This is a genomic window from Streptomyces sp. NPDC059008, from assembly GCF_042749045.1.
Lineage (GTDB): Bacteria > Actinomycetota > Actinomycetes > Streptomycetales > Streptomycetaceae > Streptomyces.
On record NZ_JBHYJC010000005.1, the window covers coordinates 82,315 to 107,450 of the forward strand.

20 protein-coding genes are annotated in these 25,136 nt (G+C 71.3%); 12 read left to right on the plus strand and 8 right to left on the minus strand.

Features of this window, described 5'->3' with window-relative positions; translation table 11 throughout:
• Positions 1–316: 316 nt before the first annotated feature.
• On the plus strand, positions 317–1,666 hold the full coding sequence (locus ACFWZH_RS09560; protein ID WP_384427465.1) for a cytochrome P450: 1,350 nt from the start codon (positions 317–319) through the stop codon (positions 1,664–1,666).
• 21 nt (positions 1,667–1,687) lie between these two features.
• Here ACFWZH_RS09560 and ACFWZH_RS09565 read toward each other — a convergent pair whose 3' ends face one another.
• Positions 1,688–2,674: an MsnO8 family LLM class oxidoreductase gene (locus ACFWZH_RS09565; protein WP_384427467.1), complete on the minus strand. Its 987-nt coding sequence runs from the start codon at positions 2,672–2,674 to the stop codon at positions 1,688–1,690.
• A 96-nt stretch (positions 2,675–2,770) separates the two neighbouring features.
• Positions 2,771–3,589, minus strand: coding sequence for an alpha/beta fold hydrolase (locus ACFWZH_RS09570; protein ID WP_384427469.1), 819 nt, complete (start codon positions 3,587–3,589; stop codon positions 2,771–2,773).
• 278 nt (positions 3,590–3,867) lie between these two features.
• Between ACFWZH_RS09570 and ACFWZH_RS09575 the strand changes: the two genes are divergently transcribed.
• The 4 genes from ACFWZH_RS09575 (at position 3,868) to ACFWZH_RS09590 (ending at position 7,621) form a co-directional block, all read left to right on the plus strand.
• The gene (locus ACFWZH_RS09575) at positions 3,868–4,704 is read left to right on the plus strand and encodes an alpha/beta fold hydrolase (RefSeq protein WP_384427728.1); all 837 of its coding nucleotides are present in this window, start codon (positions 3,868–3,870) and stop codon (positions 4,702–4,704) included.
• Between the two features lie 118 nt (positions 4,705–4,822).
• Positions 4,823–5,176 (plus strand): VOC family protein, encoded by a 354-nt coding sequence (locus tag ACFWZH_RS09580; RefSeq protein WP_384427471.1) that lies wholly within the window; start codon positions 4,823–4,825, stop codon positions 5,174–5,176.
• Between the two features lie 164 nt (positions 5,177–5,340).
• On the plus strand, positions 5,341–6,024 hold the full coding sequence (locus ACFWZH_RS09585) for a hypothetical protein (RefSeq protein ID WP_384427730.1): 684 nt from the start codon (positions 5,341–5,343) through the stop codon (positions 6,022–6,024).
• A 64-nt stretch (positions 6,025–6,088) separates the two neighbouring features.
• The gene (locus tag ACFWZH_RS09590) at positions 6,089–7,621 is read left to right on the plus strand and encodes an alpha/beta hydrolase (protein ID WP_384427473.1); all 1,533 of its coding nucleotides are present in this window, start codon (positions 6,089–6,091) and stop codon (positions 7,619–7,621) included.
• 119 nt (positions 7,622–7,740) lie between these two features.
• Here the strand turns inward: ACFWZH_RS09590 and ACFWZH_RS09595 are convergent, their stop codons facing one another.
• A complete protein-coding gene (locus ACFWZH_RS09595; RefSeq protein ID WP_384427475.1) occupies positions 7,741–8,547 on the minus strand; it encodes a hypothetical protein in 807 nt (268 codons plus the stop codon).
• Between the two features lie 658 nt (positions 8,548–9,205).
• Between ACFWZH_RS09595 and ACFWZH_RS09600 the strand changes: the two genes are divergently transcribed.
• From ACFWZH_RS09600 to ACFWZH_RS09615, 4 genes are read left to right on the plus strand one after another with little or no spacing between them, the layout of a single operon-like run.
• Positions 9,206–10,621, plus strand: coding sequence for a Dyp-type peroxidase (locus ACFWZH_RS09600; RefSeq protein ID WP_384427477.1), 1,416 nt, complete (start codon positions 9,206–9,208; stop codon positions 10,619–10,621).
• A 6-nt stretch (positions 10,622–10,627) separates the two neighbouring features.
• Entirely contained in the window at positions 10,628–12,751 is a 2,124-nt protein-coding gene (locus ACFWZH_RS09605) for a flavin monoamine oxidase family protein (RefSeq protein ID WP_384427479.1), read from the plus strand.
• Positions 12,748–14,643, plus strand: a complete 1,896-nt coding sequence (locus tag ACFWZH_RS09610) for an alpha-keto acid decarboxylase family protein (RefSeq protein WP_384427481.1) — start codon at positions 12,748–12,750, stop codon at positions 14,641–14,643. Before ACFWZH_RS09605 ends, ACFWZH_RS09610 begins: the two co-directional genes overlap by 4 nt.
• Positions 14,640–16,304, plus strand: a complete 1,665-nt coding sequence (locus tag ACFWZH_RS09615; RefSeq protein WP_384427482.1) for an NAD(P)/FAD-dependent oxidoreductase — start codon at positions 14,640–14,642, stop codon at positions 16,302–16,304. Before ACFWZH_RS09610 ends, ACFWZH_RS09615 begins: the two co-directional genes overlap by 4 nt.
• An 87-nt stretch (positions 16,305–16,391) precedes the next feature.
• On the opposite strand, the gene ACFWZH_RS09620 is transcribed toward ACFWZH_RS09615, so the two are convergent.
• Both ACFWZH_RS09620 and ACFWZH_RS09625 read right to left on the minus strand, forming a co-directional pair.
• The gene (locus ACFWZH_RS09620) at positions 16,392–18,113 is read right to left on the minus strand and encodes an acyl-CoA dehydrogenase family protein (RefSeq protein ID WP_384427484.1); all 1,722 of its coding nucleotides are present in this window, start codon (positions 18,111–18,113) and stop codon (positions 16,392–16,394) included.
• Between the two features lie 80 nt (positions 18,114–18,193).
• Positions 18,194–18,751 carry a PadR family transcriptional regulator gene (locus ACFWZH_RS09625; protein ID WP_384427486.1) on the minus strand — a complete coding sequence of 186 codons (558 nt, stop codon included), beginning with the start codon at positions 18,749–18,751 and terminating at the stop codon, positions 18,194–18,196.
• 262 nt (positions 18,752–19,013) lie between these two features.
• On the opposite strand from ACFWZH_RS09625, the gene ACFWZH_RS09630 reads away from it, so the two are divergent.
• Entirely contained in the window at positions 19,014–19,442 is a 429-nt protein-coding gene (locus tag ACFWZH_RS09630; RefSeq protein ID WP_384427488.1) for a DUF779 domain-containing protein, read from the plus strand.
• A gap of 198 nt (positions 19,443–19,640) precedes the next feature.
• On the opposite strand, the gene ACFWZH_RS09635 is transcribed toward ACFWZH_RS09630, so the two are convergent.
• The 3 genes from ACFWZH_RS09635 to ACFWZH_RS09645 form a co-directional block, all read right to left on the minus strand.
• The gene (locus ACFWZH_RS09635; RefSeq protein ID WP_384427732.1) at positions 19,641–20,588 is read right to left on the minus strand and encodes a hypothetical protein; all 948 of its coding nucleotides are present in this window, start codon (positions 20,586–20,588) and stop codon (positions 19,641–19,643) included.
• A 178-nt stretch (positions 20,589–20,766) separates the two neighbouring features.
• Entirely contained in the window at positions 20,767–21,285 is a 519-nt protein-coding gene (locus ACFWZH_RS09640; RefSeq protein WP_384427490.1) for a lytic polysaccharide monooxygenase auxiliary activity family 9 protein, read from the minus strand.
• A 51-nt stretch (positions 21,286–21,336) separates the two neighbouring features.
• Positions 21,337–22,377 carry a LacI family DNA-binding transcriptional regulator gene (locus tag ACFWZH_RS09645; protein ID WP_384427492.1) on the minus strand — a complete coding sequence of 347 codons (1,041 nt, stop codon included), beginning with the start codon at positions 22,375–22,377 and terminating at the stop codon, positions 21,337–21,339.
• Between the two features lie 276 nt (positions 22,378–22,653).
• Between ACFWZH_RS09645 and ACFWZH_RS09650 the strand changes: the two genes are divergently transcribed.
• A complete protein-coding gene (locus ACFWZH_RS09650; RefSeq protein ID WP_384427494.1) occupies positions 22,654–23,601 on the plus strand; it encodes a nucleoside hydrolase in 948 nt (315 codons plus the stop codon).
• On the plus strand, positions 23,598–25,079 hold the full coding sequence (locus ACFWZH_RS09655; protein ID WP_384427496.1) for an MFS transporter: 1,482 nt from the start codon (positions 23,598–23,600) through the stop codon (positions 25,077–25,079). Before ACFWZH_RS09650 ends, ACFWZH_RS09655 begins: the two co-directional genes overlap by 4 nt.
• The last annotated feature ends 57 nt before the right edge of the window (positions 25,080–25,136 follow it).

Genomic DNA, 25,136 nt, shown 5'->3' on the forward strand with positions numbered 1-25,136 from the left:
GCGGCCGCTACGGAGTTCTGCCCCCTCGTGTCGCGCCTGGGCTTCTTGGACCATTGCGGTGTCGGCACCACTGGGCAGCGGCGATGCCGAGCCGCGCAGGTATCCGTGTCCCTCTCCACATCCCGGCTTCGGCTTCGTCTGCGTCTTCGCCTGCGTCTGCGTCTGCGTCTGCGAGGGCGCGCCTTTGAGGCGGGAAGAGCGGCAGAGCCTTCCGCGCCGCCGGCATTCCCGCTCCCGAGCTGCCCGCCCGGCGGTCCGTCACTCCCGGGCCTCCCGCACCGCCCGTACCGCGAGCCTGAGAGAGAGGGACAGCGATATGCAACAGCGGCCATCCGCACGAGCGTCGGTCCTGGAGACGGTGGTGCTGGGCGTCACCGTCCTGATCCCCACCCTGGCCCAGGGGGCGATCCTGCGCCGCCCCCGCGTGGTCCGCCTCGCCGCCAGATTCGACACCAACCGCAGCGCCCATCGCACCCTGGCGCGCCTGCGCCGACGGCACGGCGCGGGGCCGGTCTCGGTCGCCGTCCCCGGGCGGCGGGTACTCCTGCTGCTCTCCCCTGAAGACGCCCGCCGCATGTTCACCGCCACGCCCGCCACCCTCACCCCCACCGCCCGGGAGAAGGCCCGCGGCCTGCGCCACTTCGAACCCGACGGAGTGCTGGTCTCCGCCGGTGAAGTCCGCGCCGAGCGCCGCGCGTTCAACGAGGCCGTCCTCGACTGGGGCGCCCCCGCGCACCGGCTCTTCCCGGCCCTCACCCCCCGTATCCGTGCCGAGGCCCAGGCCCTCCTCGACCTCCACCGTGGTTCGGGCCGGCCCCTGGACTGGGACGACTTCTCCGCGGCCTTCTGGCGCATCATCCGCCGTGTCGTGCTCGGGGACGCCGCCCGCGACGACCACCGCATCACCGACCTGCTGGCCGCACTGCGCGCCGACGCCGGCTGGCTGAGTCTGCGCCGGCCGAAGGAGCGGACCCGCGAGGCGTTCCTCGCCGGCGTGCGCGCGTATGTGGACCGTGCCGAGCCCGACAGCCTGGCCGCCCTCGTCGCCGGCACGCCGTGCACCGAAGGGGCCGAACCCGCAGGGCAGATCCCGTACTGGCTCTTCGCCTACGATGCCGCCGCCATCGCCACGTACTGCGCCCTCGCCCTCCTGGCCAGCCATCCGGAACACGCCGAGCGCGTGCACACCGAGATCGACGGCGCCGAACCCGACCGGTCGGCGACCGCCGACGCACTGCCCCTGCTGCGCGCCTGCGTCCTGGAGTCGCTGCGGCTGTGGCCCACTTCGCCGGCCATCCTCCGCGAGACCACCGCGGAGACGACCTGGCACAACGGCACCACCACCCCGGCCGGCACCGGTGTCGTCTTCTACAGCTCCTTCTTCCACCGTGACGCCCGACATCTGCCGTACGCCGACCAGTTCGAGCCCGACGCCTGGCTCGACGGCCGCAACCAGGACAACTGGGCGCTGGCTCCCTTCGGCCGCGGCCCCGCGCAGTGCCCGGCGCAGGACCTCGCCCTCTTCACCGCCGCGACGTTCCTCGCCGCCCTCCTGCGCGACCACAGGGCTCTCCTGCTGCTCCCCCGGCGCCCCCTCGTCCCACCGGCCCCGCTGCCCCGCACCATCGACCACACCGCGCTCCGCTTCGCGCTGACGCCCAAGTAGCGACGGCGGCGCACAGCGTTCCTACGGCGCCGGTGCGGCCTCGATGTGCTTCCTGACGAGTTCGTAGGAGCGGATGCGGTCGTCGAGGTCGTAGACGGGGGTGGTCAGCATCAGTTCGTCCGCTCCGGTCGCACCGGCCAGTTCCGCGAGCCGGGTCACGACGGTCTCGGGTGTCCCGACGGCCTGCTGCGCGCGGAAGGCGGCCAGTGCCTGCCGCTCCTCCGCCGTGAAGGGGTGCGCTGCCGCGTCCTCCGGCGTGGGGAAGGGGGTCTCGCTGAGGCCCTTGAGGAGGCCGGCCTTGATCACGTTCATCGGTCCGCCCCGCCATGCGGCCTCTTCCTCCGTCTCTGCGCACACCGTCTCGACGCATAGCAGGACCCGAGGTCGCTCGCACCAACGGGACGGGACGAAGTCGGCACGGTAACGCTCCAGCGCCGCTCGGGTGTTGTCCGGACGGATGTGGTGGGCGAGGGCGATCGGCAGGCCGAGGCTCGCCGCGAGAGCGGCGCCCGCGGTGCTGGAGGCCAGCAGCCACGGCTCGGGCAGCGGTTCGAGTGCGACCTCGTCGACCAGGTACGACAGGATCGCGGCCACGTCGTCGTGGTACTCCGCGTCCGTCGTCGGTCCGGCTCCGCGGCGCAGGGCCCGTGCGGTGGTCTCGTCGAAGGTGCCCGGGCCACGGCCGATACCCAGGTCGATGCGGCCCTGGTGCAGGGCGGCCAGCGTTCCGAACTGCTCCGCCAGCGCGAGGGGGGCGTGGTTGGGGGCCAGTACGCCGCCCGAACCGAAGCGGATGGTCGAGGTCGAGGCGGCGGAGTGCGCGGTCAGCACGACTGGCGGAAAAGCGCCGATGGCGGGCGAGTGGTGGTGCTCGGCGTACCAGACCCGGTGGTAGCCCAGCCGCTCCATTGCCTGCGCGAAGGCGGTGGTGTCGCGCAGGGTCTTCTCGGCTCGGGTCCCGGTTTGGACCATCGCGACTTCCAACGCTGAAAGCGGTACATCGATCATGCCGTCAGCATAGGGATCGGGTGTTCGGCGAGGGGGCCGCGATCCGTCTGTTCTCGGCCACACGACGAGGGCCGGCGCCACAAGTTGGAGCTGGGCTCAGTCGACGATGGCCTCGATGTCCCCGAAGGCCGCGCGCAGCGCCGCGGCGAAGTCCGCCGGGTGTGACAGGAAGCCCACGTGTCCGCCGGGGAACTCCACGATCCCGGTGCCGACCCGCTCCTCCAGGGCCCGCGCCGTACGGTGCACGAGCGTCTGGGGCCCCTCGCCGCCGACCACCAGGGCGAACGGCCCGGCGCGCAGCGCGTCGACGTCCGGCCGGAAGCGGACGAACGAGCGCAGCTCGTACGTCAGACAGGTCTCCATGTTGGCGCGGATGCGTGCCAACATCTGCTGCACCGGTACGGGCAGGTTCTGCGCCGCCCGCGGCGGTCCGTCCACGCCGATCGCCGTACTGAACCTGCGCATCGCGGGGTCGAGGCCCTCGCGCTGGTACAGCTCGTACACCTCCTGGAACAGGTCGTGCCAGTGAGGGGCGTCGGGCAACAGGTCGATGACGAACGGCTCGTGTGCCACCAGCGCCCGCACCTGACCGGGGTGCCGGGCCAGGAGGTCCATGCCGATCATGCCGCCGTAACTGGTGCCGAAGACATACGCCGGCTCGTCACCGGCGACCGCGCCGAGCAGGAGGTGGGCGTCATGGCCGTGCTCCTCGATCCGCTGTGCCCGGGGCGGGCCGGTGAGGCGACTGCGGGAGTTGCCGCGCAGGTCGAAGGTGACGACGGTGTAGTCGTCCGCCAGGAGGCCGGCCAGCGGTGCGAACATGGCCGCGTCCGCGTCACCACCGTTGACGAGCAGCAGCGGCGGGCCCGATCCGCGCACTTCGTAGTAGATCTCGGCCTCGGGCACGGTCAACATGTCTGTCTTCATAGGACTTTCAGGGTGCACCGGTGACGGGGTGCGGGGCAACGACCTGATAGCGTCACCGTCCACATGACCGACCGAGGAGGTGAGACCCGTTACCGCTGTATCAGGCCGGGTGCTCTCCTCCCACATGGCTGTGCGGTCCCTCTGACGTAGGTGGCCCCGGGAGCGCCCGCAGGCATCCCGAAAGGCCCACACCTGTGCGTTTCACCTCTCAGACGACCTCGAACGGCGTCTCGCGACGCCCCTTCCCCCTCGACGGCATCACCGGCGTGTCCACCTTCTCCGCGTACGACGGAACCGAACTCGCCTACCACGTCCTCGGCAACGGCCGACCCGTGGTCTGCCTGCCCGGAGGGCCGACGGACTCCGCATACCTCGGCGACCTCGGTGGCCTCGCCGCACACCGCCGGTTGATCCGGCTGGACCTCCGGGGCACCGGCCGGTCGGCGACCCCGGACGACGCCGCCTCCTACCGCTGCGACCGGCTCGTCGCGGACGTGGAGGCCCTGCGCGAACACCTCGGCCTGGACCGGATGGACCTGCTCGGGCACTGCGCCGGCGCGAATCCGGCCGTTCTGTATGCGAGCCGCCATCCGGAACGCGTCGAGCGGCTCGCGTTGATCACACCGAGCGTCCGGGCCGTCGGCATTCCGATCAGCGGCGCGCTCCGGCTCGACACCGCGCGGCTGCGCCGGGACGAACCGTGGTTCCCGGCGGCCTTCGCGGCCCTGGAGGCGATCGTGGCGGGCCAGGCCACCGACGACAGGTGGCAGGCCATCGCCCCGTTCTCCCACGGCCGTTGGGACGCGGCGGCGCGGGCCCATCAGGCTGCGGCGGACGAACGGATGAACAGCGAGGTGGTAGCCGCCTTCGGCGCCGAAGGCGCGTTCGACCCGGACGCCACCCGCGCCGCGCTCGCCCGCTTCGACTCCCCGGTCCTCCTGCTGGCCGGGGAGGTCGATCCGGGCGCCCCGCCCGCCACGGTGGCCGAGTTCGCCGGGCTGTTCCCGCATGCCGAACTCGTCGTCCAGCCCGGGGCCGGACACCATCCGTGGCTCGACGACGCCGAACGCTTCGCGGCAGCCGTCGCCGTGTTCCTGAGCTAGGGCGGGCACGTCCTGGGGGGCGAACGCCGCCAGCTCCGCCCGCCGGGTCACCATGGTGATCCGGCGGGCCGGTCTTCTCAGGCCCGCGTCCGCGCGATCACACAGGAGTGCTGACGGCATGGCGAACCACTGGGTCGGAGTGACGATCGACTGCGTCGACGTGGAACGAGTGGCGGGATTCTGGAGCGTACTGCTGGACCGCGAGCCGGGGCCGTCCCGGCCCGGTTGGGTCTACCTCGGTCAGCGGGGTGACACGCAGCCCCGCCTCGTCTTTCAGCCCGTGTCCGAGCCCAAGCGCGGCAAAGTACGGCTGCACCTCGACGTCGCGGTCGACGACATCGATCAGGGCATCGCCCAAGTCGTCGCCCTCGGAGGCCGGTTCACCGGCGAACGGCACGACTACGACGAGGGCGTGGTCGTCGTGATGGCCGATCCCGAAGAGCATGAATTCTGCCTGGTCCAGCACTACTGACCGGCGCCGCGCGCCACGACGTGTCCGCGGAGCGTGCGCCCTACAGGAACCGGAAAACCGTTCGACAGCCGAGCCGGGACGGGCCATGATCCGCGCTTGTGACGACGCCGCAGCAGCTCCTGGTCCGTGCCGCCGCCCGCAACAACGCCGAGTGGTGCGCGGCGATGAGCCGATCCCACGGTGTGGCCGGTGCGTTCGAGGCCCGGGCCTGGGCGGCCCCGGCCCGCACGCCGCTGTACTACCCCGACGCGGTGACGCTGGTGCCGGGCGCCGACCCGGCGGCGCTGGTGGCCCGTATCGACACCGCCGTGCCCGGCGCCTCCGTCAAGGACAGCTTCGGCGACCTCGACCTGACGCAGGCCGCCTTCCAGGTGCTGTTCGAGGCACAGTGGATCCACCGCCCGGCCGGTCCGCCCGTCGCCCCGTCGGGTCTCGCCTGGGACGTGGCGGACAACCCGGACACGCTGCGCGCCTGGGCGCTCGCCTGGGACGACGGGGGCGGCGACGCAGACCTCTTCCGGCCCGAACTGCTCGACGACCCGGCCACGTTCGTGGTCGCCGGGCGGTCCACCAGTGGCCGGGTGGTGGCCGGAGCGGTGGCGAGCCGCAGCGACCAGGTGGTCGGAATCTCCAACGTCTTCGCACGGGACGGCGGCCCCGACGCGGCCTGGCCCGCCGTACTGGACGCGGTGCGCCGGCTGTTCCCCACCCTGCCGGCGGTCGGCTATGAGCACGGCGACGACCTGGCGACCGCCGTGCGCCACGGCTTCGAGCCGGTCGGTCCACTGCGGATCTGGCTGCACGGCCAGGGCCTGTCCGACACTCACCCAAACGCATGCGGGGGCTAACCCCACCACTGCTGTCGGGCCTGCCGCATGGGCAGGGCATGGGCCGCTCAACGACCCTTTTCTCATGACGACTTGCCTCCGCGGACGCGCCTTCCGCTTCCTCCGTCCGCTGCCGCTGCTCCTCACCCTCTCCGCCACGGCCGCCACGATGACGCTGAGCGCCGCCGCTCCCCCGAAGGCGCGAGCCGAGGCTGCCACCGCCCCCGGCCTCACCTGGCGGTCCTGTGCCCAGCCCGGCGGGCCCGCGGGGCAGGAGTGCGCCGAACTGCCGGTGCCGCTCGACTACCGCGAACCCAAGGGACCGCGGCTGACCGTGGCCGTGTCCCGCCTGCGCAGTGATCGGCCGGCGGCGAGGCGCGGGACGCTGCTGATGATCCCCGGCGGACCGGGCAGCTCGGGGGTGCAGTGGCTGCGGCAGAAGGGGGACGCGCTGCGCAAGGAGACGGCGGGCCAGTACGACATCGTCAGCCTCGACCCGCGCGGGGTGGGTGCCAGCACGACCGCGAGCTGCGGGCTCGACGCGGACGACCGGCATCTGGTGCACCTGCGGTCCTGGCCGCGGCCGGACGGCGGGATCGAGGAGAACGTCGCGCGGTCGCGGCGGATCGCCGCGGCGTGTGCGCGTCACGGGGGCGCCGTGCTGCGCAGTTTCTCCACCGCGAACGAGGTGCGCGACATCGACCGCTTCCGCCGGGCGCTGGGCGAGGAGAGGCTGTCGGCCTGGACCGCCTCGTACGGGACCTATGTGGGCGCCGTCTACGCGCAGAAGTACCCCCACCGCACCGACCGTTGGGTGCTGGACAGCAGCGGCGACCCCGATCCGACGCGGGTCGAGCGGGGCTGGCTGGCGAACATGGCCGCGGGCGCCGACGACCGCTTCCCCGACTTCGCGGCCTGGGCGTCGGATCCGGCCCGGGAGGACGACGGTCTGCGGCTGGCCCGACGGGCCGAGGACATACGGCCGTTGTTCCTGTCACTGGCGGCGGAGTTGGACCGTGCGCCGAAGGAGTCGACGACGGCGGGTGTGCCGCTGACCGGCAACCGCCTGCGGCAGGCGCTCCAGAGCGCCCTCTACGACGACGCCTCCTTCGCCCCGCTGGCCCGGCTCGTCCGGGCGGCCCGGAACCCGGCCGAGAGGCCGGTCCTGCCCGCCGCGCTGGCCCAGCCCCTGCGGGACCAGGACGCCGCGGTCACGGTCGCGGTCATCTGCAACGACGTGCGCTGGCCGGGCTCGGTCTCCGGGTACCGGCGCGCGGTGGCCGCCGACCGCGTCCGGCATCCGCTCACGGCCGGGATGCCGGCCAACGTCTCACCCTGCGCCTTCTGGAAGGACGCACCGGCGGAGCGGCCGACCCGGATCACCGCCGAGGGGCCGTCCAACATTCTGATGATCCAGAACCTCCGGGACCCCTCCACGCCGTACTTCGGCGCCCTGAAGATGCGGCGAGCCCTCGGCGACCGGGCCCGCCTGGTCACCGTCGACCACGGCGGCCACGGTGTCTACCTCGGCAACGGCAACGCCTGCGGCGATCGCGAGGTCACCGCGTTCCTCTCGACGGGCCGACTTCCGGAGCGCGATGTGCACTGCGCACGATGACCCGCCCCGGCGGCCCGGGGAGCCGAGCGGCGCCGGGGCCGGCGCGGTGGGTTTCGTCAGCGCTCAGCGCGAGCGGCGAGCGGCGCACGCGGGCGGGCGGGCGGGCGGCCCCGTGGGCGTCAGCCGACGCACACGACGCCGAGCAGGCACACATGTGACGGCGACGACGGATCGGCCGACGGCGATGTCGGCTCGGCCGTCGGTGTGGTCGCCGGCTCGTCGTTCGTGGACGAGGAGCCGGCGTCGGACTGCTCGCCGGAGGCGGGCGCTGCCGCCGGCGCCGGGGCACCCTCGTTGCCACCGCCGGCCGTGTTGCCCGAGTTGTCGGAGTGTGTGCTCGCGGCCGGCGCGGGCGCGCTGTGCGGCGCCGCACTCGCAGGCGCGGAGGGCTGGGCGGTGAATCCGCCGTCGGGCTGCCGGTGCGTCGCGGCCGGCGGAGGCGTGGCGGTGGCGGTGTCGTGATGGCGGCTGGAGGTCATGGGCGGACGTCCGCCGGGGTGCCGCGAGGCCCGGTCGTCCGGCTGCTCCGACCCGTCGGTGGCCACGGGGTGGGACTTGGCCGCGCTCTCCGGGTCCGGCGCCGCGGACGCGTGCGTCTGGCCGTTGGACGCCTTGTCCGGCAGCAGAGCCACGGTCAGGGCGCCGCCGGCCAGGGCGAACGCCGTCGCCGCCACGGCGCGGCGCTTGTGCTTCTTCCAGCGTGCGAGCTGCCGGCGCCGGGCCGCCCGGCCCTGACCGGTGGCGGCGGGCGCGGGGCCTCTCTCCGGGTCGGCACCCGGGGCGTCCATCCGCGCGGTCTCCTCGGACACACCACCGCCGACCGGCGCGGCACCGGAGTCGAGCCCACCGGCCCCGGCCCCGGGGACCGCGGCCACCTCGGCCTGCCACGCCTCCCAGGCGTCCCACGTCGTCGCGCCGGCGGCCACCGAGCCGTCGCGGTGGGTGGTCGGGGCTATGTCCGGGGCGTAATCACCGCATCCCGGGCATACGAGAGCCCCATTGAGGTTTCGACGGCACGACGAGCAGTAGTCCATCTGCGAGCTTTCTGTGCTGCGCCGCCAGGGACGCCGGCGACCTGTTTTCACGTTCGCACGCGGGATCGAGCGGCCAGCAACGCTAACGGCACCCGCAGAAGACCGCAGGTAGAGGTTGTGATGCTTCCGTGGAGATTCGCTGCCGGCGGCGCTCGCACTCCGGACATATCTCGATGAATGCCCGGATGGACCGCTGGACCTGTCGCCGCCGAGTGTGATGCGCACGGACGTCGCCGATGGTGCTGCCGCCCGTGGTCGGGGCCGGTCACCGGGACGGGTGGTCCTGTGCTCCGGTTGGCGCCGGTGCTTCTGCGGGGTGGTCGATTCGGTGCTGGGCTGGCGCCACAAGCCGTGCACCGGCTGGCTTTGGTGTGCCCTTGTGCTTCTTCCGCATCCCATTCGCCGTCAAGGGTGCCGGGAGCCGGATGCGTGTGCGCGCGAATCCCCTCCCGCGCGCCCTGGGCAGCCGAATTTCCAGAGGAGAGCAGTGACCACTATTTCAGCGCGCCCTACGGCCGCGCCTGATATCGAGCAGCTTCCGGAACCACCGTTGCGCCGGTCCAGGGAAATCCAGGGCAATATCCTGGCCGCGTTCAACAAGGACTACACGGCTTTCCGTTATATGCGCTTCCCGGACGACGACGGCGCGGGCGGCCGCGGCTGGCTGTCCGTCATGCTGAACACGGTCGCGGTGACCGCCGCGGTCGAGGATTTCAACGAGGAGTTCTCCCTCTCCCGCCGGGCATGGGGCCAGGACCCGTCCCTCACCGCCACCTGGGTCGGGGTCTCGTTAACGTTCCAGGGCCTGCTCCGGGTCGTCCGCGAGCCGGAAAGGGTGAAGCAGGACCTGGCACCCTTCGGTTCCTTCGTGAAGGGCGCGGCCGCACGGGCGGCGGACCTCGGCGATCACGGTACGAGCGCCCCCGAGAACTGGCATTTCGGTGCGGACGGATCAGATGTGCACGCCGTACTGATCGTGGCCGCGGACACCGAGTCCGCGCTCGACGACAAGCTCGCCAACATCGCTGCCGCGGACGTGGCGCACGGTGTGACGCTGGTCCATCAGGACGACGGCCGCACCCTGACCGGCGATCTGCGCGGGCACGAGCACTTCGGGTACAAGGACGGCATCTCCCAGCCGGGCGTCAAGGAATTCCACCGCGAGGACCGGGACCGTCCCGGCTTCCGGGAGAACCGTCCGGGAGCCACTCTGGTCGAACCCGGGGAGTTCGTCTTCGGGCACAAGAGCGAGAGCGGAAGCCCGCCCGAGGCGCCTTCGTGGATGGACAACGGTTCCCTTCAGGTGGTGCGCCGGCTGCGGCAGGACGTCGCCGGCTGGAACGAGGCCGTGGTGCGCGAGGCGGGTAAATTCCAGCCGCACGCCATCTCGCCGGATCTGCTGGGCGCCTGCCTAGTCGGCCGCAAGAAGGACGGTACGCCCCTCGCGCAGGGCCAGAACCCGGTGACCGGGGTCGGGCCGGGCGGCAACGATTTCACCTACGAGAACGACGGGGCGGGGAAACACACCCCGTGCGCCGCGCACATCCGCAGAACCCACCCCCGTCACTTCGAGACCACCCAGCGACACCGCATCATGCGCCGCGGCATTCCCTACGGTCCCGCGTACACGGGAGGTCATGACACGACGGACCGCGGTCTGATGTTCGTGTGCTACGGCACCTCGCTGGAGCGGCAGTTCGAGTTCGTCCAGCGTGCCTGGTCGAACAATCCCGGTTTCGTCCCCGGCACGGAGGGCGCGCCCAACGGCATCGACAAGGTGACCGGCACCCTCAAGCAGGGCGCTTCCGGCAGCCCCGACGCCCACATCGTGCTGGCCGACGGCCAGGAAGGCACCGTGTCGATGAACCGCTTCGTGCAGACCACCGGCGCCGTGTACGCCTTCACGCCCTCCCTCTCCACTTTGCGGCGGCTCGCCGCGAACCAGTCCCTGCACGAGAAAGCCTGAGCCGCCATGTCCAAGAACCGCCAGGACCTCCGCGACGAGCGCACCGGCGTCGATCGCGCCAACGACAAGACCTACCAGCAGCTGGCCCGCGAACTGCTGCTGGTCGGCCCCGATCCGGCCAACGAGGACCTCAAGCTGCGCTACCTCGACGTCCTGATCGACAAGGGGCTGGAACGCCCCGTCGCACCCAAACGCATCCTGATCGTCGGCGCCGGCATCGCCGGCCTGGTCGCCGGCGATCTGCTGACCCGCGCCGGGCACGATGTGACGATCCTGGAGGCGAACGCCAACCGGGTCGGCGGCCGGATCAAGACCTTCCACGCCAAGAAGGGCCAACCGGCGCCCTTCACCGACCCCGCGCAGTACGCGGAGGCCGGGGCGATGCGGCTGCCCAGCTTCCACCCGCTGACCCTGGCGCTGGTCGACCGGCTGGGGCTCAAGCGGCGGCTGTTCTTCAACGTCGACATCGATCCGTCGACGGGCAATCAGACCGCGCCCGTACCCCCGGTGGTCTACAAGTCCTTCAAGGACGGCAAGCTCTGGACGAACGGCGCGCCCAGTCCCGAGTTCCGGGAGCCGGACAAGCGCAACCACACCTGGATCCGCACCAACCGCTCCCAGGCCCGCCGCGCCCAGTACGCCAAGGACCCGTCCCAGATCAACGAGGGCTTCCACCTCACCGGCTGCGAATCCCGGCTGACCGTCGCCGACATGGTCAACCAGGCCCTGGAGCCGGTGCGCGACTACTACTCCGTACGGCAGAGCGACGGCACGCGGGTCAACAAGCCCTTCAAGGAGTGGCTGGACGGCTGGGCCTCGGTCATCCGCGACTTCGACGGCTATTCGATGGGCCGCTTCCTGCGCGAGTACGCCGGGTTCAGCGACGAGGCCGTCGAGGCGGTCGGGACGATCGAGAACATGACGTCGCGGCTGCACCTGGCGTTCTTCCACAGCTTCCTGGGCCGCAGCGACATCGACCCCACCGCCACGTACTGGGAGATCGAGGGCGGCAGCCGCAAGCTTCCGGAGGCGCTCGCCAAGGATCTGCGGGACGAGATCGTGATGGGCCAGCGGATGGTCCGGCTGGAGTACTACGACGCGGGCCGCAACGGCCACCAGGGCGGGCTCACCGGGCCGGGCGGCCCCGCCGTCGCCATCCAGACCGTGCCCGAGGGCGACCCGTACGGAGAGGTCCAGACTTGGACCGGTGACCTGGCGATCGTCACCGTCCCCTTCTCCAGCCTGCGGTTCACCACCGTCTCGCCGCCCTTCTCCTACAAGAAGCGCCGGGCCATCATCGAGACGCACTACGACCAGGCCACCAAGGTGCTGCTGGAGTTCTCGCGCCGCTGGTGGGAGTTCACCGAGGCGGACTGGAAGCGGGAGCTGGACGCCATCGCGCCCGGTCTGTACGAGTACTACCAGCGGTGGGGCGAGGACGACGCCGAGGCCGCGGTGGCGGTGCCGAAGAGCCTGCGCGATCTGCCCACCGGACTGCTCGGTGCGCATCCGAGCGTCGACGAGAAGCGGATCAGCCGCAAGCAGGTGGAGTACCACCAGAACTCCTCGCTGCGCGGCGGCGTACGGCCGGCCACCAACGCCTACGGCGGCGGTTCCACCACCGACAACCCCAACCGCTTCATGTACTACCCCTCCCACCCCGTCCCCGGGAGCCCCGGAGGCGTGGTGCTGGCCGGCTACTCCTGGTCGGACGACGCCGCCCGCTGGGATTCCTTCGACGACCACGAGCGCTACGGCTACGCCCTGCAGAACCTCCAGTCCGTGCACGGCCGCCGTATCGAGGTCTTCTACACCGGCGCCGGCCAGACCCAGAGCTGGCTGCGCGACCCGTACGCCTGCGGTGAGGCCGCCGTCTACACCCCGCACCAGATGACCAGCTTCCACCTCGACGCGGTACGGGCCGAGGGGCCGGTGCACTTCGCCGGTGAGCATGTGTCGCTCAAGCACGCCTGGATCGAGGGTGCGGTGGAGTCGGCGGTGCGCGCCGCGATCGCCGTCAACGAGGCCAACGCGGCCGAGGAAATCGTCGCCGGGCTGGCCGCGGCGCCCCGCGAGCGGCGGTCCGCCGCGACTGCGGACCGGTCGCGCGAGGAGGTGCTGACGTCATGACCACGTCGCAGACCTGCACGGTGGCCGAGTACCTGGCCATCCGGCTGGAACAGCTCGGCATCACCCATCTGTTCGGTGTCCCGGGCAACCACCTGGGCCCGTTCCTGTCGACCCTGCACGCCAAGACCAAGGTGCGCTGGGTGGGCACCCCCACCGAGGGCGGCGCGGGACAGGCCGCGGACGCCTATGCGCGGGTGAAGGTCGCCGATGCCGAGATCTCGCTCGGCGAGCAGGGCATCGGCGCGGTGGCGGTCACCTACAGCGTGGGCGCGTTCAACCTGCTCAACGCGATCGGCGGCGGCTTCGCCGAGTATGTGCCGCTGATCGCGATCAACGCCGCGCCCACCTACGAGCAGTGGCTCAACCAGCGGGCGATCGGCCTGCTCACCTCGCACATGTCCCAGCGCCCGGAGAGCAACCTGGACGTCTACCGCCAGGTGACGGTGGACGCCCAGGCCATCTCCCACCCGGGCCTGGCCCCCACCCAGATCGACGGCGCGATCACCGCCTGCCTCTCGCACCGCAGACCGGTCTACCTGGAGGTCATGGAGGACGTCTGGGAGGCGCGGTGCGCCGCGCCGCACGGCCGTCTGACGCGGCAGCAGCGGCCGGTCACCGCGCAGAACGCGCAGATGCTCGACCGGGCGGTCACGGCCTGCGTGGACCTGATCCGGCAGCACGAGAAGCCCCCGATCCTGTGGGCCGGCGAGGAGATCGACCGCTTCCGGTTGTCCGACGAGTTCGAGAAGCTGGTACACGAGACCCGCATCCCGTTCTGCACCACCGTCGGTGCCAAGTCCGTGGTCTCGGAGTACACCCCGGGTTTCTCCGGCGTCTACAACGGCAAGGCCAGCAACCCGGACGTGGCCGAGGTGTTCCACAACGCGGGCTGCCGCATCGGGCTGGGCACCTGGGCGACCTCGAAGAACCTCGGCGGCAAGCGGTCGATCGGGGACGACTGGGCGGTCGCCGCCCATGAGGGGGTGCATGTCGGCGCCTCGTACTTCCCCGATGTGCAGCTCGCCGAGTTCATCCCCGCGCTGCGCCGGCGCCTGGTCCTCGACTTCGGCACCGGCGCGTTCGAGGCGGACCACTTCGCCCTCGCGCGCAAGGACGGTCTCGACGTCCCCGCGACCACCGCCGCCTTCCTGGACTCCCAGATCGGCGGGGTGTACCCGGAGAGCGTGACGTACGACAGCTTCTTCCGGCACATCAACGCCTTCCTGGAGTCGCAGACCAGCGATCCTCCGGAGGAGCTCGGCAATCCGTTCACGGTGGTGTCGGACGCCGCGTTCGCGCTGATCGGCTCGATGAACCTGCGGATGGCGGAGCGCGCCTCGTACGTGGCGCAGAACAGCTGGCTGTCCATCGGCTACTCGGTCGGCGCGGCCACCGGGGTGGCGCTCGGCCGGCAGCACGCGGGCAAGCGGCCGATGGTCTTCGTCGGCGACGGCTCGTTCCAGGAGACCTGCCAGGAGATGTCCACCCACGTGCGGCACGGTCTGCGGCCGGTGGTGTTCGTCCTGGACAACGAGGGCTTCTACGGGATCGAGCAGATGCTCGTCCACCCCTGCTACTACAAGGAGGAGACGCCGACCCCGCCGTCCGACGGCGCCGACTTCTACAACGAACTGCACCCGTGGCAGTACGAGAAGTTCGCGGACGTCTTCGGCTCGACCAAGCACCCCATGCACGGGTTCGCCGTCCGTACGCACGAACAGCTCGAATCCCTGCTGCGGCAGATCGCCGAGCCCACCGACGCGATCAACCAGGGCCCGGTCGTCGTACGGGTGCAGTTCGCGCGCCGGGACTATCCCGAGGCGCTCAAGTACAAGATCGCCGAGAACTGTCCGCCGCCCGGCGGCGCACCGTCCGAAGGGAGCGCGGCATGACCGGCCCGAACACACAGCGAGGGGGCGCGGCGGGCACCGCCGTCGACGACTCCGCGAGGGCGCTCCGGCACGCCATGAGCGGTCTGTCCGGTCCGGAGGCCACCGGCTGGACGGGGACCGTACGGCCCGCCGGATGCCCCGGCGAGGGCGAGAAGGTACTGATCCTGGGCGCCGGTGTCGCGGGGCTGACCGCCGCCTACGAGCTGAGCATGCTCGGCTACCAGGTCACCGTCCTGGAAGCGCAGGACCGCGTCGGCGGGCGCAACCGCACCGCGCGCCGGGGCGACGAGCTCTATGAGCTCGACGAGAAGGGCAACGTCACCCACACGCACACCTGCGCGTTCGACGAGGGCCTGTACCTCAACCTCGGGCCCGGCCGCATCCCGTACCACCACCGCCGGGTGCTCAAGTACTGCCGGGACTTCGGTGTGGAGCTGGAGCCGTACGTCATGGAGACCACGGCGAACCGCGTCCGCCCGCCGGGTGCCGAGGTGACCTGGCCCAACCGGCGGGTGGCCAACGACACCCGCGGCCACCTCGCGGCGAAGCTCGCCGAGACGCTGGTGAGCACCGACACCTTCACCGGTGAACTGCGGGACCTGCTGCGGGTGTTCGGCGCGCTCGACACGAACGGCAAGTACCGCGGCTCCACCCGCTCCGGTTACCTGGACCGGCCCGGCATCGAGGAGTGGCCCACACCGGCGCCTCCGCTGTCGTTCGAGGACCTGGTGCACTCGGGCTTCTGGAAGGCCCGTTTCTACCAGCCCGTCGACTATCTGTGGCAGGCCACGATGTTCCAGCCGGTCGGCGGCATGGACCACATCGTCAAGGCACTGGCGCGGGAGGCCAAGCGGGCCGGCGCGAAGATCGTGCTGGGCGCCGAGGTCCGGGAGATCGAGATCGACCCGCGCGGCCTGGGGGTTGCCCTCATCTACCGCAAGGGCGAGGGCGAGTTCCATGACAGCGCCCGGTACTGCGTCAGCAACATCCCGATCCCGGTGCTCCGCAAGATCAAGCTGACCCGCTTCTCGGATCCCTTCACGAAGGCGATCAAGCTCGTGGAGTTCGAGAAGACCTGCAAGGTCGGCTGGCAGGCGAACCGCCGCTTCTGGGAAGGGGACCTCGACAGCTGCGACGACAGCGAGGGGATCTACGGCGGCATCAGCTGGACCGGGCACAACATCACCCAGCTGTGGTATCCGTCCAACGACTACTTCTCGGACAAGGGAACCCTGACCGGCGCCTACAACTTCGGCAAGGCCGCCGAGGACCTCGGCAAGCGCTCACCGGACAAACGTCTGGAGCTGGCCCGCCAGGGTGCCGTCCAGCTGCATCCGGAATTCGGGGACAGAAAGCTCGTCCCCGATGAGCAGGCCGTCTCCATCGCCTGGCACAAGGTGCCCTACCAGCTGGGCGGTTGGGCGGCCTGGAAGCCGCACGAGGCGACGCACAAGAAGGCGTACCGGCAACTGCTGCAGCCCGAGGGCACCGATACGTTCTTCGTCACCGGTGACCAGATCTCGCCGCTGCCCGGATGGCAGGAGGGCGCCATGATGTCCGCCCACTACGTCACCCAGCAGATCCTGGGCATCATGCCCCTGAGCGCGCCGGAGGAGGTCGCCGTTCCGGACTCGGTCGCGCTGACACAGGGTCTGTTCTGATCGGTTCCGGGGGCCGGATCGCCGAAGTGCTCGGTCGGTCCGGCCCCCGTTCGGTGCCGCCGCTCGCGCGGCGACCTCGGTGGGCGGCTACGGCGCCATCTCGTACGCCCCGGCCAGCGCCTCGACGCGCTCCCAGACGCGCTGCGAGCGGGCGTCGTCGACGACCGGGCGGCGGACCGCGCCCAGTGCCCAGCGCTGCTGTTCGGCGGTGGCGGAGTCCTTGCCGTGCAGCTCGACGGCGTGCGCGGAGAAGTCCCGTACGAGGACGGCGAACAGCTCGTCGAGCACGTCCTGCGGCAGGCCGGTCAGGCGGGCCTGCTCCAGGATCAGCTGGCCGTGCACGACCAGCGCGAACAGCTGGCCGACGGCGAGCAGCAGATCGAGGTCGCGGCTCTGCTCCTCGTCGGGGGCGGCGGTGGTGACGAACTCGCACAGGGCGTCGGCCTGTTCCCGGAAGCGGGCGACGTTGGGCACCTCGGCGTAGGCGTCGTAGGCGGCGCGCCAGTCGTGGAAGCGGATGGCGCCCAGCCCGCGGGCCGGTCCCTGCTGGAAGAGGAACGCGTCGTCGGCCGCGTCCAGCCGGGTCCCGACGGGCGCGTACTCGGTCGGGGCCAGCAGGTGGTTGCCCATGAACTTCAAGATCAGCGCCAGGTTGACGTGGACCGTGCCCTCCAGCTTCGGCAGCCCCCGGATCTCGGTGGCCGCCTGGGCGAAGTAGGTGTCCTTCTCGAAGCCCTTGGCGGCGATCACGTCCCACATCAGGTCGATGACCTTCTCGCCCTCGGTGGTCACCTTCATCTTCGTCATCGGGTTGAAGAGCAGGTAGCGGCGGTCGTCGGGGCCGGCGGAGCGGAAGTAGTCCACGGCCCGGTCGCTGAACAGCTTCATCCCGACGAGGCGGACATAGGCGTCGGTCAGCTCGCGGCGCACGTGCGGGAAGGCGGTGACCGGGCGGCCGTAGAGAATGCGCTGGTGCGCGTGGGTGACGGCCTCGTACATCGCGTGTTCGCAGATGCCGATCGAGGCGGTGCAGAGATTGAACTTGCCGACGTTGACGGTGTTGAGGGCGGCGTCGAAGGCCGCGCGGCCGGTGTGCAGGATGTCGTCCGGCCGGACCGGGTAGCCCTCCAGGCGGAACTCGCTGACGTACTTCGAGGAGTCGACGACGTTCTTGACCAGGTGGTACGCCTCGTGGCGGCTGTCGGCGGCGAAGAAGACATAGCCGTCCGGGCCCTCGACGTCGGTGCGGCGGCCGAAGACGGAGACGAGCCCGGCGGCGTTGCCGTTGCCTATGTAGTACTTGGAGCCGCTGGCCAGGAAGCCGCCGTCGCCGTCGGGCTCCAGCAGCATGTCGGTGGAGTAGATGTCCGCGCCGTGGGTCTTCTCGGACAGGCCGAAGGCGAACACCTCGCCCTGGTCGAGGAGTTCGGCCGCTCGGCTGCGGGCGGCGGCGTTGTCGCTCTGCCAGACCGGGCCGAGGCCGAGGATGGTGACCTGCCAGGCGTACCAGTAGTCGAGCCCGTAGAAGCCGAAGATCTCGTTGAGGGCGGCGATCCGGGCGGTGTCCCAGCGCTTGTCCTGCTGCCCCTCGGCGGCGGAGGCGGGCGTCAGGAACGTGGCGAACAGCCCTTCCTTGGCGGAGAACGCCAGGAAGTCCGCCAGCCAGGCGCGCGAGCGGTAGTCCTCGATCAGCTTGCGCTTGCCGCGCTCCTCGAACCAGTCGACGGTGGCGCGCAGCAGCCTGCGGGTCTCGGGGTCGAAGTGCGCCGGGTCGTAGGTGCTCGGGTTGAACAGCAGCGGGTCGGCCATGGGTGTTCGCCTTTCCGGCTCGGGAGTGGGACTGGGAAACGGAGGCTGGGAAGTCGAGTGGGGCGGGGGTGGGCGCCGGGTCAGCGCTCGGGGCCGAGCCGGCGGAGCGTGGCGAGGACGTCGTCGAGCCAGGCGAGCGTCATCCGCTCGTAGGCGATGCCGCCGCGCAGCACGACGTGCTGGAGCTCCTGTCCGGCGTCGAGCGGTCGGGGGGCCTCGGGGCCGGTGAAGTCGCGCCGCTCCCCCGCGAGGTAGTGCGCGAGGCGGTCGGTGTGCGCCTGGTGGTGCCGCTCGACCTCGCGGATCAGCGCGGCCGGGTCGTCGAAGGCCGCGCCGCGGATCTTCACCGCGAGCTCGTGCCGGACGCTCTCGGGCTCGATCGGCTCGTGCAGCCACTGGGAGAGGGCGACCCGGCCCAGGGCCGCGACGGAGTACTCCTTCTTGTCCGGCCGGCCCTGTTGGGGCACCTCGCGGACATCGATCCAGCCGTCGCTCTCCATCCGCTTCAGGACGCGGTAGATCTGCTGATGGGTGGCGGTCCAGAAGTAGCCGATGGACCGCTCGAACCGCCGGGACAGCTCATAGCCCGAGCCCGGCTTCTCCAGCAGGGAGACGAGGATCGCGTGATCGAGCGCCATACCCCGATCCTTCTATGCAACTCGTTGCATAGACAAGGGGCACCGCCCGGGTGAGACACGGCTCACCCGGCCGCACGGCCCCGGCACACCGGTGCGGGTGGCGTGCAACCACCTCGCAACCTTGCCGGGGGTTAACTGGGCGGGGCGCATCGGCGGCCCGGTGGTCATGATCCGGCCGGTCAGGACAGGAGAGGTACATGCACCGCTGTGAGACGAGGAACCCGCAGGTCAGCTGCTTCGGCACGACGCCGGGCCGGTTCTGATGGGCGGCGGCGACGGGTGGGAGGCGGCCGCCCCCAGGGCCGGGGTGGCCGAGGGCGCCTCGCGTATCGCGCTCAGCGCGGCGGCGAGCGAACTGCTGCGGCTGCTGCGCGATCAGCACGGGCCGCTGATGTTCCACCAGTCCGGTGGGTGCTGCGACGGCAGCGCGCCCATGTGCTACCCCGCCGGGGAGTTCCGTACGGGATCGTCGGATGTGCTGCTGGCCCGGCTGAGCGTGGCGGGGGTGCCGGAGCCGGTGGGGTTCTGGATGTCGGCGGACCAGTTCGAGCGCTGGCGGCACACCCATCTGACCGTGGACGTCGTACCGGGGCGGGGCAGCGGCTTCTCCCTGGAGGCACCCGAGGGTGTTCGCTTCCTGATCCGTTCGCGGCTCTTCAGCGACGAGGAGCGGGCCCGGCTCGGGGACTGAAGCGGCGGCCGCGGGGCAGTGGTGAGGCCCCACGCACGGGGGAGAGCGTGGGGCCTCACTTAGACAAACGGGCATCGGGGGGCATCGGTTCCCCGATGGTGGGGATTCGGCAAGAAAATCTTGTACGGAGTGTGCGCGGCGGCCGTGGCCCGTCCTCCGGTCGGGGCCTCGTCCGGGGGTCGGGCCCCCTTTCGACGGTCAGGCCTCGTCCTGCACCAACCGGTCCAGCAGCTCCTGGAAGTCCCCGCTCACCACGATGCGCAGCCCGTCCCCGTCCGGCTCGCTCAGCGGGGTCATCACGCCCCGGCGCCACCAGAACACCTTGGGGCTGATCGCGCCCGCCGCGTCCTCGTGACCGGCCGCCGCGAACTGCGCCATGGCCTGCAACGCCGGGATGACCTGGGCGTCGTGGATGCGGTGGAACGCCAGCTGGTGCCGGAAGGGCAGGGCGACCAGCGCGCCGTCCGCGGTGAGCCCGGTGCCCATGATCCGCTGCACCAGCTCGTCGAGCACCAGGACCCGGCTCGCGGTGAAGAAGGAGTCGCCGAGCAGCACCTCGAACGCCGAGCCGTCGCCGCGTCGCACGGTCTCATGCCCCTCGACGGGCAGCGCCCGCAGATTGTTCATCGCCCGGATGCGCAGCTCGGCCACGTCCCCGAGATCGGTCAGCGAGTCCTCGCTCAGCATCTGCACCGCCTCCGGCAGGTCGAGGGCGAGCACCTCGCGCAACCCCGGAGCCGGCTCCCGGCCGTAGCGGAAGGAGTCCGAGGCCGGCAGCGTCTCCTGGGCGACGACCCGGGGGTAGAGGCAGGCCCGGATCTCGTCCTCGCTGAGGATCTCCAGCGGCTGCGGACCGTCCATCGTCCGCAGCACCTTTCCGACGTGGTCCCGGATCAGCGCGGGCCAGCTCCGCTCGCCGCGCCGGTCGCGATGGCACACCGCGGCGAGGTTGCCGAGGCCGAACTGACGGCCCGCGGAATCGGTGACCAGGCCCGCGTACGCGGTCACTTCGAGGCCCTGTTCCGCGAACGCCTGCCGGACCTGTGATCTGAAGACGCCGCCCTCACGCTCGGAGAAGAAGCCGAACTCCCCGTCGCGTGCCAGGTCGCGGGAATCCCGCTTCGGTCCTCGGCGGAACAGGCCCATCTCTTCCTCCCGGCAGCGGCCACCCACATCGGCCATGAATGGGCCGATCGTAACGGGTGTGCCCGCCGCCCTCGTCGCCCGCTGACTGCCGCTCACCGCACGGACCGGCTCGGGGGATGTCCCGGACGACGAGGGATGGGGGACGTCAAAGGGTGCGCCCGAAGGGGGAGGGGCTCCCTCAGCCGCCGATGTTGACGTCGATGCAGGCGTAGAACGCGTTCGCGGTGTCCGCGACGTTCCAGACCGCGAGGATCTTCTGCTTGCCGGTGATACCGCCGAAGTTGACGGTGTGGGTGACGGTCTCGGGCGGCCGGGCACCGCCGTCGTTGAACTCCGCGACCTTGTTCCCGCCGACGAAGTACTGCCAGGTGCTGGTGGAGTGACGTGCCGTCAACTTCCAGCTGAAGGCCTGGGAGCTGCCGATCGGGGTGACCTTCCAGCCCTTGGAGTCATCGTCGAGATCGGCGAACTGGCTGTTGCCACCGCTGCAACTGGTCAGCCCCTTGGGGCCTTCGACGCTCTGCGGCTCCCATTTGATCGGCCCGCATTCGATGGTGCCGGCGGCGCACTGCGCCTGCCTGCTGGGGGGTGAGGAGACATATCCGTGGGCGCTTGCCGGGCTCACCGGCATGGTGACGACGAGCAGCGGGGCGATTCCCGCACCGATGGCGAGGGCCAGCCTTCTTTTCCTGTCCATGTCAACCCTTTCGCGAGGGGGGGTGAAGAGCGCGAGGGCGAGGTGATTGGTCTAGACTTTACTCGCTGACCGCGTACGGTCAAGAGGTTGCGGGCCCGGCGCGCTGGAGGCACGGACGACGAGCTCGGGGGCGAGCCGGACCGTACGCCGCGGACCCGGGTCTCCCCCGGCGGGCCGACGGGCCAGCAACCGGGCGGCCTCGGCGGCCAGTTCGCCGACCGGCTGGCGGACGGTGGTCAGCGCGGGGTCGGCGAGGCCGGCGAGCGGGATGTCGTCGAAGCCGGTGACGGCGACCTCGCCCGGGACGTCCGCGCCCAGCTGCCGCAACCGCTGCGACGCACCGGCCGCGATGAGGTCGTTGGCGCAGATCACGGCGTCCGGCCGGGACGGCCAGAGGCGGTCGACGGCGGCCCGGCCCCACTCCACCGAGAAGTCGCCGAGCGCGCTGCGCCCGGGCGCCTCCGGGTCCAGGGCCGCGGCGCCCGCCTCGTACGCCGCATGGCGCTCGACGGCCGCCGACGCGGTTCCGGCCGCACCGATGAAGCACGGGCGACGGCGCCCGGTGGCGGCCAGATGCTCCAGTACGAGGGCCATGCCCGCCGCGTTGTCGACGGCGACGGAGTCGGCGACGCCGTGGCCGCAGCCACGGTCCAGCAGCACCAGCGGGACCTGGGCGGCGGCTGCGGCCACCGCCTCCCGGCTGCGCAGTTCGTCGACGGGTATCAGCAGCAGGGCATCGACCCGCCGGCTCAGCAGGGCCGCGATCCGGGCCGCCTCGGTCACCGGGTCGTCGTCGCAGTCGGCGAGGAGCACCGCCCGCCCCTCGGCGTGCAGGGCGTGCTCCAGCTCCCGGACCAGGGTGGGGAAGAAGGGGTTGGTGATCTGCGGCAGGACGAGACCGACGGTTCCGGTGGAACGGCTGCGCAGGGCCCTGGCCACGTGGTTGGGGCGGTAGCCCAGCCGCTCGGCCGCCTCGCGTACGGTGCGGGCGGTCTCGGCGCCGACCGGGCGGGTGCCGGCCAGCACGCGGGACACCGTGGCGATGGAGCAGCCCGACGCCAGTGCGACGTCCTTCAAGGTGACTTCGGCCACGGTGGTGTGCCCTTCGGGTCGAGCCGTACCGGCATGAGGGCGGCCACCGTACCGGATGGCGGCGGCAAACGTTATCACCGCTCACACACCGTGCCACCAGGGCGGATCAATATGCGTGAACCGGTCGGATGGCTCACATTCCGTTGACATCAGGCAGCGGAATGAGCCAAATTCTCGGAGAACGTTTTCCAGCGGCAGCAGCCCCCTGCGGCGCTCCCAGAGACTTCACCCCGCACCCCCCGCACCACCGTTCCGCAGAGCAAAGGGGCTCTTCCGTTGGCCAGAAAGATCATCCTCGACTGCGACCCGGGGCATGACGACGCGATCGCCATGCTCCTGGCGCATGGGAACCCCGACGTGGAGCTGGTCGCCGTGACGACCGTGGTCGGGAACCAGACGCTGGAGAAGGTGACCCGCAACGCCCTGTCCGTGGCGCGGATCGCCGGGATCACCGGCGTCCCCTTCGCGGCCGGTTGCCCGCGCCCGCTCGTACGGGACATCGAGACCGCGCCGGACATCCACGGCGAGACCGGTCTCGACGGGCCGGAACTGCCCGAGCCCGCCATCGAGCTGGACCGCCGGCACGCGGTGGACCTGATCATCGACACGGTGATGGCCCACGAGCCCGGTGAGATCACCCTCGTGCCGACCGCGGGCCTGACCAACATCGCCCTGGCCGTGCGCAAGGAACCGCGGATCGCGGAGCGGGTGCGCGAGGTCGTGCTGATGGGCGGCGGCTACCACGAGGGCAACTGGAGCGCGGTCGCCGAGTTCAACATCAAGATCGACCCTGAGGCCGCCCATATCGTCTTCAACGAGAGGTGGCTGGTCACGATGGTCGGCCTGGACCTCACGCACCAGGCGCTGGCCACCCCCGAGGTCGAGCGGAAGATCGCCGCCGTCGGCACCAAGCCGGCCACCTTCGTACTGGAGCTGCTGGAGTTCTTCCGTGAGGCCTACCGGGAGAACCAGGGCTTCGACCACCCGCCGGTGCACGACCCGTGCGCGGTGGCGTACGTCATCGATCCGGACGTCATGACGGTGCGCAGGGCCCCGGTGGACATCGAACTGCAGGGGACGCTGACCCTCGGCATGACCGTGGCGGACTTCCGTGCGCCCGCGCCGGCGGACTGCACCACCCAGGTCGCGGTCGAGCTCGACCACGAGCGGTTCTGGAACCTCGTCGTGGACGCGCTCGAGCGGATCGGTGACGTCACGGCATGAGCGTCTCCACCAACCAGCGCCCGCTCGCACCGGCGGGCGGCACCGGATCCGGCGTCCGCACCGGCGTCCTGCTCACCGCCCTGCTCGCGGCGTGCTTCGCCTTCCAGCTCAACGCCAGCATGCTCAGCCCCGCGCTGAAGAACATCGAGGACACCCTCGGCGCCAGCTCCGCCGAGATCGGCCTCACCCAGACCGCGTTCTTCACCTCGGCGGCCCTGTTCTCCCTGTTCCTGCCGAGGCTGGGCGATGTCATCGGCCGTCGCCGGGTGCTGGCCGGCATGCTCGGCCTGATGGTCGTCGGCTGTGTGATCGCCGCGCTGGCGACCAATGTGCCGATGCTGTTCGCGGGCCGGGTCGTGCAGGGCGTGTGCGGTCCGGTCGTCCCGCTGTGCCTGATCATGCTGCGGGTCGAGGTGCCGGAGCCCAAGCGGTACGGCACCCTGCTCGGCGTGATCACCGCGGTCAACGGCGGCATCGCCGGAGTCGACTCGCTCGCCGGCGGCTACCTCGCCGACCACCACGGCTTCGGTTCGGTCTTCTGGGCGATGGCGGTCGTGGCCGCCCTCGCCGCCGTCCTGGTCGCCACCCTCACCCCGGAGTCCACGGCACCCGTCCCGGACGCGACCGGGAACCCCGGCGCCCAGGGGTCACCCGCCCGCCGGATGGACTGGCCCGGGGTCGCCCTGCTCGTCGTCTCGGTCGGCTCGCTGCTGACCGCGCTCAACGAGGCGGGCAAGCTCGCCGCGGCCGACTGGACGCTGATCGCCGTACTGGTCGTCGTGGCCGCGGCCGCCTTCGCCCTGTTCTGGCGCACCGAGAACCGCAGCGCCCACCCGCTGGTCGCCACCCGGCATCTCAAGCAGCGCGCCACCTGGGCCACCCTGCTGACCACCGTGCTCACCATGACCGGCGTCTTCGCCGTGATGAACGGGCTGATACCCGCCTTCGCGCAGGACGCCCAGGCCGGCCTCGGGATGAGCGCCGAGCAGTCCGCGTGGTGGACGCTGTCGCCGTACGCGCTGGCCGGACTGGCCATGGGCCCGCTGGCCGGTCGCCTCGCGGCCACCTACGGCTACCGCCGCGTCCTGCGGTTCGGCCTGGTCGGCTCGGTGGCGACGGTGGTGCTGATGCTGCTCACGATGCACAGCCACTCGCAGGTCCTGCTGCTGGTGACCTCCATCCTGGTGGGCATCGCCTACGCGGGCGTGGCGAACATCGTCCTCAACGGCCTGGGCATCGTGCTCTCCCCCAGCGACAACCCGGGCTTCCTGCCCGGTCTGAACGCGGGCGCGTTCAACCTCGGTGCGGGGCTGAGCTTCGCGGCCCTCTACGCGGTCAAGACCGCCGCCGCCCCGGCGGACCCGTCGTCGCCCGGCGGCTACACCGCCGGCATGATCGCCGGAGTGCTCATCCTGGCCGCGGCCATCGGCACCTCCTTCCTGATCCCGAAGCCGGTGGCGGCCGAGACGCAGGACTGAGAACACGCCGTACGGCGCGAGGGGCCGCCCGCCCACCGGTGACATCCGGTCGGCGGG